This window comes from Pseudomonas sp. (assembly GCF_026224925.1).
Classification (GTDB): domain Bacteria; phylum Pseudomonadota; class Gammaproteobacteria; order Pseudomonadales; family Pseudomonadaceae; genus Aquipseudomonas.
Genome location: NZ_JAMFRV010000699.1, coordinates 1 through 6591, shown reverse-complemented (window position 1 = coordinate 6591; position 6591 = coordinate 1). Strand labels below are relative to the sequence as shown.

Here is a 6591-nt window from a genome sequence, read left to right as displayed (position 1 = left end):
GTGTCGTTTCATTCTCGGCCTGACCGAAGCCGCCAACTACCCGTCATGCATGAAGACCACACGACTGTGGTTCCCTGCCGGTGAGCGGGCCGTCGCGACCGGTATATTCAATGCCGGGACCAACGTTGGCGCGATGATGACCCCTGCCCTCCTTCCGCTCATCCTGTCCGTGTGGGGCTGGCAAGCTGCGTTCATCTGTATGGGTCTGCTGGGCCTGATCTGGACGGTGGTGTGGAGCTTGAAATACTACGACCCTGAAAATCATCCAACCGTGCGCCAAAGCGAGCTGAGTTACATCAACAAGGACGTCGAACCCGCACCGGTCAAAGTACCGTTCTCCCACATCCTGCGCATGCGCGGCACCTGGGCGTTTGCTTTGGCCTATGCACTCACTGCACCCGTGTTCTGGTTCTACCTGTACTGGCTGCCGCCGTTTCTCAATCAGCAATACAACCTGGGCATCAGCGTTACCCAAATGGGTATTCCGCTCATGCTGATCTGGTTGACGGCCGACTTCGGCAGCATCGGTGGCGGGATCCTGTCTTCCTGGCTGATCGGTCGCGGAATGCGCGCTACTACGTCGCGGCTGCTGTCGATGTTGATATTCGCGGTCACCATCATCAGCGTGATTTTCGCCGCCAACGCCAGCGGATTGTGGATTGCAGTATTGGCCATCGCCTTGGCCGTCGGCGCGCACCAGGCCTGGACTGCAAATATCTGGAGCCTGGTGATGGATTACACGCCCAAGCACCTGATCAGTACCGTGTTCGGCTTCGGTGGTATGTGCGCAGCGATTGGCGGCATGTTCATGACCCAGCTCGTCGGCGCAGTGCTGACCGCTACGAACAACAACTACAACGTGCTGTTCATGATGATCCCTGCGATGTACTTCATCGCCCTGATCTGGATGTACTTCATGGCTCCGCGCAGTGTCGAAGCTATCAAGGACTGATCACTCCTGAGTGTTAACAAAAGAGGCCTTCATTCAGGCCTCTTTCCGGGCTGCTGGCGATCAACCTTTACGGCGCTGCTGCCATGCCGCGGCCAGACCGCTGAGGCAGATCACGACGATGCCAAACTGAGCCGTGAACGACGGTGCGTGGGAGAACACCAGAAAGCCCAACAGTCCCGCAAAAACGATCTGGCAATAGCCGAACGGCGCCAGCATCGCCGGAGCTGCGAAACGGAATGCTTGGGTTAACAGCAAATGCGCGACCATTCCGCAGGCGCCCAATGCCAGCATCAATGGCAAGTGCTTGAGCTGCGGGGTTTGCCAAAAGAACGGCACCAGCGTGCTCATCAGCAGGCTGTTGAACAAGCCTGCAAAAAAGTTACTGGTGGTCGGGCTGTCGTGGGCACTGACCAGTCGCGTCAGCAACTGATAGCAGGCAAAGCACATGGCCGACCCTAAGGGCAGCAGGACTGCCGCGGTGAACAGCTCGCCGCCCGGGTGCACGATGATCATCACGCCGAGAAACCCCACCAAGACCGCGATCCATTGTCCACGCGTGACATGCTCACCTAACAGCGGCACCGACAACGCCGTGACCAACAGCGGCGCAAGAAAATTAACCGCCGTCGCTTCCGCCAGAGGAATGAACAACAGACCGCTGGTGAATAACAGACTGGTGCCCAATAGGCAGGTCGCGCGCAATGCCTGCAACCCCGGACGCTTGGTGCGCAGTACACGCAAGCCTGCTGATGGCATAAAAATGCCGGCCATTAGCAGGGTGTGCAGCACATAACGAACCCAGACCACCATGATGACCGGGTAGATGCCAGACAGGTATTTGGACAGGGTGTCGTGCGTAGAGAACAGAAGCGTTGCCAGCACAATGAGCGAAATCCCCTTGAGTGGCTGATTGATACCGGACAACGGTGTACTAACGGTACTCATTGAGCTTCCTTTGAACATGCAGCAAAACGCTGGCCGACGGCATGGCAACGCTTAGGCGTGTCCGCTCTACGGTAGCGAGGGTAACGGTTGTCTCTTCAGCTCACCACTGGGCGTTACACCGTGGCGGGCGTGCACGCGCGGCCACTGAGTGCGGCCGCGCGAATAGCTTCGAGCAAGGCCAATGTACGCCCAGCATCGGCGGCATCTACACGTGGTTCAGCTTCACCACGGGCGACCGCAACAAAATGCTCCAGCTGCAGGCGCAACGCTTCATCGGCGGTGAATGCCTCGGTCACCTGATGCAAGGGTTGATGCCAGCCCGCGCCTGGTTCTGCGTAATGCCAGCGTTTGAGTTGCGGAATGCTCAGGGCTCCACGTGTTCCGGCCAGCAAGTAACATGGCTGATCCGGCTGCTGCGGATAGACCGAGTTTTCCCCTGAGTCCAGCTCCCAACTCCAGGGCGCGGCAACCGCGTCGGAGCCCGTCATGGTCCCCAGCGCGCCGTTTTCGAACTGCAACAACACGGCAACGCTGTCCTCGTTAGCGAAGCCGCGCGCCCCATTGCTGGTGATCGCCTGCACATGTCGCACCTCGCCGCACAGATGGCGCAGCAGATCGAGGTCATGAATCAGGTTGGTCAACAACATGCCCGCACCCGCTTCCCGGCGCCAGGGAATATCGAAATAGCTTTCCGGTTTCTGCAATTGCCACAGGCCAGTGACCGTGGTCAGACGTCCTAACGCACCACTGGCAATTACCTCGCGCGCCTTGACGATCAGTGGGTTGTGTCGACGATGGTGACCGACCAACACTGGAACACCCTTTTCCTTGGATGCCGCGACCAACTCACGCACCTCAGCCAAATCGACGCCCACGGGCTTCTCCAGCAGCACTGGCACACCGGAGCTAATGCAATCCAGCGCCGTCTGCACATGCAGGGCATTTGGGTTAGCAATGATCGCCGCCTGAGGCCGGATCTGATCAAGCATCTGCCGGTGATCCGCAAAGTAGGGAACGCCACATTCGAGCGCGAAGGCCTCAGCCTGAGGACCAGGATCGGCCACGGCGCACAGTTGTGCCCGAGGTACGTTACTCAGGTGCTGGAGATGTTGACGACCCATGATGCCAGCGCCGATCAGGGCAATGCGCAGTGGCGAATTCAAATGATAAACCCTCATGTGATTGTTTTTGTGGTGGCAGTTACCAAGACCAATGGTGACTTCAGAAGTGGGTTCAATGTTTGCTTATGATTATTTAGAACTGAGTTCTATTTTTAATCAAGAGGGCAATCTTCTTCTCTAATCTTGATGTGCAGCTGTATCGCCAGCGATATGTTCGAACTAGTTAATTAACGTTCGATAATCGCACAAATCCGTGTTTCGTCAATTGCACAGGTCCCCGCCTAACTAGCACTATCAGCTGCAGATTCGATGCACCCATAACTATAAAAAGGTCCGTTACCATGCCCTCAAACCGTCACGTAATCAGCGCACTTTCAGCAGCTATCGCCGCCAGCGTCTTTGCGCCACTTACCACCCAGGCAGCAGGATTTATCGACGATGCCACGGTAAATTTGAACGTTCGAAATTTCTTCATCAATCGTGATTTCGTCAACCCCGCCAACGCGCAAAAGACTGCTCAGGAGTGGACCCAAAGCTTCATCCTCGATGCCCGCTCCGGCTTCACCCAAGGCCCGGTCGGCTTCGGTGTTGATGTGCTGGGGCTGTATTCGGTAAAGCTCGATGGCAGCAAGGGGACGGGGGGCACGCAACTACTGCCAATCCAGCATGACGGCTACCCAGCAGATGACTTCGGCCGGTTGGGGGTGGCCGCCAAGGCGCGTTTCTCCAAGACGGAATTGAAGGTCGGTGAATGGGTGTCGACGCTGCCCATCCTGCGCTCCGATGACGGTCGCTCGCTGCCGCAAACCTTTCGTGGCGCCCAGATCACCTCCAAGGAAATTGATAACCTGACCCTTTACGGCGGCCAGTTCCGCGGCAACAGCCCGCGCAACGACGCCAGTATGGACACGATGTCGATGTTCAACCGCCCGACAGTGACCTCCGACCGCTTCAACTTTGGCGGCGCGGAATACACCTTCAACAACAAACACACCCAAGTCGGCGTGTGGTATGCGCAGTTGGAAAACATCTACCAGCAACAGTATTACAACCTGACTCACAGCCAGCCCATCGGCGATTGGGTGCTGGGCGCCAACCTTGGCTTCTTCACCGGCAAGGACGATGGCAGCCATTTGGCAGGTGACCTGGACAACCAAACCTGGTCAGGAATGTTTTCAGCCAAATACAAAGCAAACACCTTTTACCTTGGCCTGCAAAAGGTCAATGGCGACAACTGGATGCGGGTCAACGGCGCTAGCGGCGGCACGCTGGCCAACGACAGCTACAACTCCAGCTTCGACAACGCCGGTGAAAGGTCCTGGCAACTGCGCCACGACTACAACTTCGCAGCCCTCGGCATTCCCGGACTGACGATGATGAACCGCTATATCACCGGCGACCACGTGCACTCCGGCGCCATCACTAACGGCCAAGAGTGGGCGCGGGAATCGGAGCTGGCTTACGTGATCCAGGAAGGCACGTTCAGAGACCTGTCGCTGAGGCTGCGCAACTCAACCATGCATCGCGACTACAGCCTCAACGAGTTCGAAGAGAATCGGTTAATCATCAGCTACCCTCTGTCGTTGATGTAACAAGGCGAAAAAAAGCAGGGTGCCAGTTAACTGCGCGCCCTGCTTTCAAATAGTTCAAGTGAACTGAACGAACATCACCTTCTGGCCCACAAGAAAAACTATGCGGGCCAGACTGCAGCGCTTACAAAGACGCCTTTAACGACTCAACGCCCATCTCGTCCCAGACTTCTTCAGCCAAATGAAACGTCGCGTTAGCTGCCGGAATACCGCAGTAGATCGCGCTCTGCATCAGCACTTCCTTGATCTCATCGCGGGTCACGCCGTTGTTTTTTGCTGCCTTAAGGTGAAGACGCAATTCGCCTTCGCGATTCATGCCGATCAGCATCGCGATGGTGATCAGGCTGCGGGTGTGACGCGGCAAGCCGGGGCGGGTCCAGATATCGCCCCAGGCATGCCGAGTGATCATTTCCTGGAACTCACCATTGAATGGCGTCAGTTTTTCGAGACTGCGATCTACGTGGGCATCACCAAGCACTTCGCGGCGCACTTTCATGCCCGCTTCGTAACGTTGTTTTTCGTCCATTTCAGGATCCTTTTCTAAGGTTTGAATGCGTGATGTTCGGCCACCGCACGCTGGACCCAGCGCTGCGACTGACCCAGGTAATGGGCCGGGTCCAGTAAGCGATCCAGTTCCTCGGTGGAGAGTTGCGCGGTCACTTGCGGTTCGGCGCCGAGCACCTGACGCAAATGAGCGCCCTGCTCCACCGCTCGGCGGCAGCATTGTTCAATCAGATGGTGTGCCGCATCACGGCCGATGCGCTGGGCCAGGGCGATGCTCACGGCTTCCGCCAGTACCAGCCCTTTGGTCAACTCCAGATTTTGCCGCATGCGCCCGACGTCGACTTCCAACCCTGGCACCACCTGCAACGCTTGTTGCAGCGAACCAGACACTAGGCAGCACAACTCCGGCAGGGTTTCCCACTCGGCATGCCACAGGCCGAGGCTGCGTTCATGTTCTTGCGGCATGGCAGCGAACATCGTCGCCACCAGCCCTGGCGCTCGGGTCGCAGCGCCGATCATTACCGCTGCGCCTACCGGATTGCGCTTGTGCGGCATGGTCGACGAGCCGCCCTTGCCGGGCGCGGAAGGTTCGAACATCTCGCCGACTTCGGTCTGCATCAGCAAACTAAGATCTCGCCCCACTTTGCCCAGACTGCCGGCGATCATTCCCAGCAGACTGGCGAACTCCACCAGACGATCACGTTGGGTGTGCCAAGGCTGGTCAGGCAGATTCAGATTCAATTCACTGGCCAGTTCTTCGGCCACCGCAAACGCGTGATCGCCCAATGCTGCCAAGCTGCCGGAAGCACCACCGAATTGCAGGCACAGCAGGCGCGGTTTGATTTCAAGCAGACGTTGGCGATGACGAGTAATAGCGCCCAACCAGCCGGCGACTTTCATACCCAAGGTCACCGGTGTCGCCTGCTGCAGCCAAGTGCGCCCGGCCAGCGGCGTGCTCGCGTGGCGTTGGGCCTGTTCGGCGAGCGCATCGGCCAATCGCACCAGATCGCTTTCCAGCAACTCGATGGCGGAACGCAGTTGCAGCACCAGACCGCTGTCCATCACGTCCTGACTGGTAGCGCCCATGTGCACGTAGCGCTCAGCGGTTTCGTTACGTGCGGCGATCTGCTTGCCCAGCGCCTTGACCAGCGGGATAGCCGAATTACCTGCACTGCCAATGGCAATCGCCAGTTCATCTAAATCGTAGAGTTCAGCACGACAAGCCGCCGTGATATCTGCCACGACGTCCTTGGGAATCAGCCCGGTGCTGGCTTCGGCGCGCGCCAAAGCGGCTTCGAAATCGAGCATGCCTTGCAGCCGCCCCTGATCGGAAAAAATCGCCCGCATCGCCGGCTGGGTGAAATAGGTATCGAAAAGTTGATTGCTCGGTCTGCTCAAGCCATTGCTCCAGGATTCGAAAAAATCAGTGATGTGATCTCAGGTAGCGTCCGCATGGCTGACCAGTCCTTTGATCACTACC

The 6591-nt window shown here is 57.7% G+C and carries 6 protein-coding genes; 2 read left to right on the top strand and 4 right to left on the bottom strand.

All coding sequences use genetic code 11. The annotated features are described in order from the left end of the window. Nucleotides 1–952, top strand: a 952-nt coding sequence (locus M0974_RS29220; RefSeq protein WP_297845255.1) for an MFS transporter, incomplete at its 5' end; no start/stop codon positions are given. A gap of 60 nt (nucleotides 953–1012) precedes the next feature. On the opposite strand, the gene M0974_RS29215 is transcribed toward M0974_RS29220, so the two are convergent. Further along, on the bottom strand, nucleotides 1013–1897 hold the full coding sequence (locus tag M0974_RS29215; RefSeq protein WP_297845251.1) for a DMT family transporter: 885 nt from the start codon (nucleotides 1895–1897) through the stop codon (nucleotides 1013–1015). A 113-nt stretch (nucleotides 1898–2010) separates the two neighbouring features. Next, nucleotides 2011–3060, bottom strand: a complete 1050-nt coding sequence (locus tag M0974_RS29210; protein WP_297845248.1) for a Gfo/Idh/MocA family oxidoreductase — start codon at nucleotides 3058–3060, stop codon at nucleotides 2011–2013. Nucleotides 3061–3359: 299 nt separating this feature from the next. Here M0974_RS29210 and M0974_RS29205 point away from each other — a divergent pair, with 299 nt between their 5' ends. Then, complete coding sequence (locus tag M0974_RS29205) at nucleotides 3360–4610, top strand: OprD family porin (protein WP_297845245.1); 1251 nt, start codon at nucleotides 3360–3362, stop codon at nucleotides 4608–4610. A gap of 121 nt (nucleotides 4611–4731) precedes the next feature. Here M0974_RS29205 and pcaC read toward each other — a convergent pair whose 3' ends face one another. Together pcaC and M0974_RS29195 are read right to left on the bottom strand one after the other, a co-directional pair. Continuing rightward, on the bottom strand, nucleotides 4732–5133 hold the full coding sequence (pcaC, locus tag M0974_RS29200; RefSeq protein ID WP_297845242.1) for a 4-carboxymuconolactone decarboxylase: 402 nt from the start codon (nucleotides 5131–5133) through the stop codon (nucleotides 4732–4734). 14 nt (nucleotides 5134–5147) lie between these two features. After that, the gene (locus tag M0974_RS29195; protein WP_297845239.1) at nucleotides 5148–6509 is read right to left on the bottom strand and encodes a 3-carboxy-cis,cis-muconate cycloisomerase; all 1362 of its coding nucleotides are present in this window, start codon (nucleotides 6507–6509) and stop codon (nucleotides 5148–5150) included. Nucleotides 6510–6591 lie beyond the last annotated feature (82 nt).

Excerpts from the sequence above, each read along its gene's own strand:
- M0974_RS29205 (WP_297845245.1), top strand. The coding sequence starts at position 3,360 with ATGCCCTCAAACCGTCACGTAATCAGCGCACTTTCAGCAGCTATCGCC.
- M0974_RS29215 (WP_297845251.1), bottom strand. The coding sequence starts at position 1,897 with ATGAGTACCGTTAGTACACCGTTGTCCGGTATCAATCAGCCACTCAAG.
- pcaC (WP_297845242.1), bottom strand. The coding sequence starts at position 5,133 with ATGGACGAAAAACAACGTTACGAAGCGGGCATGAAAGTGCGCCGCGAA.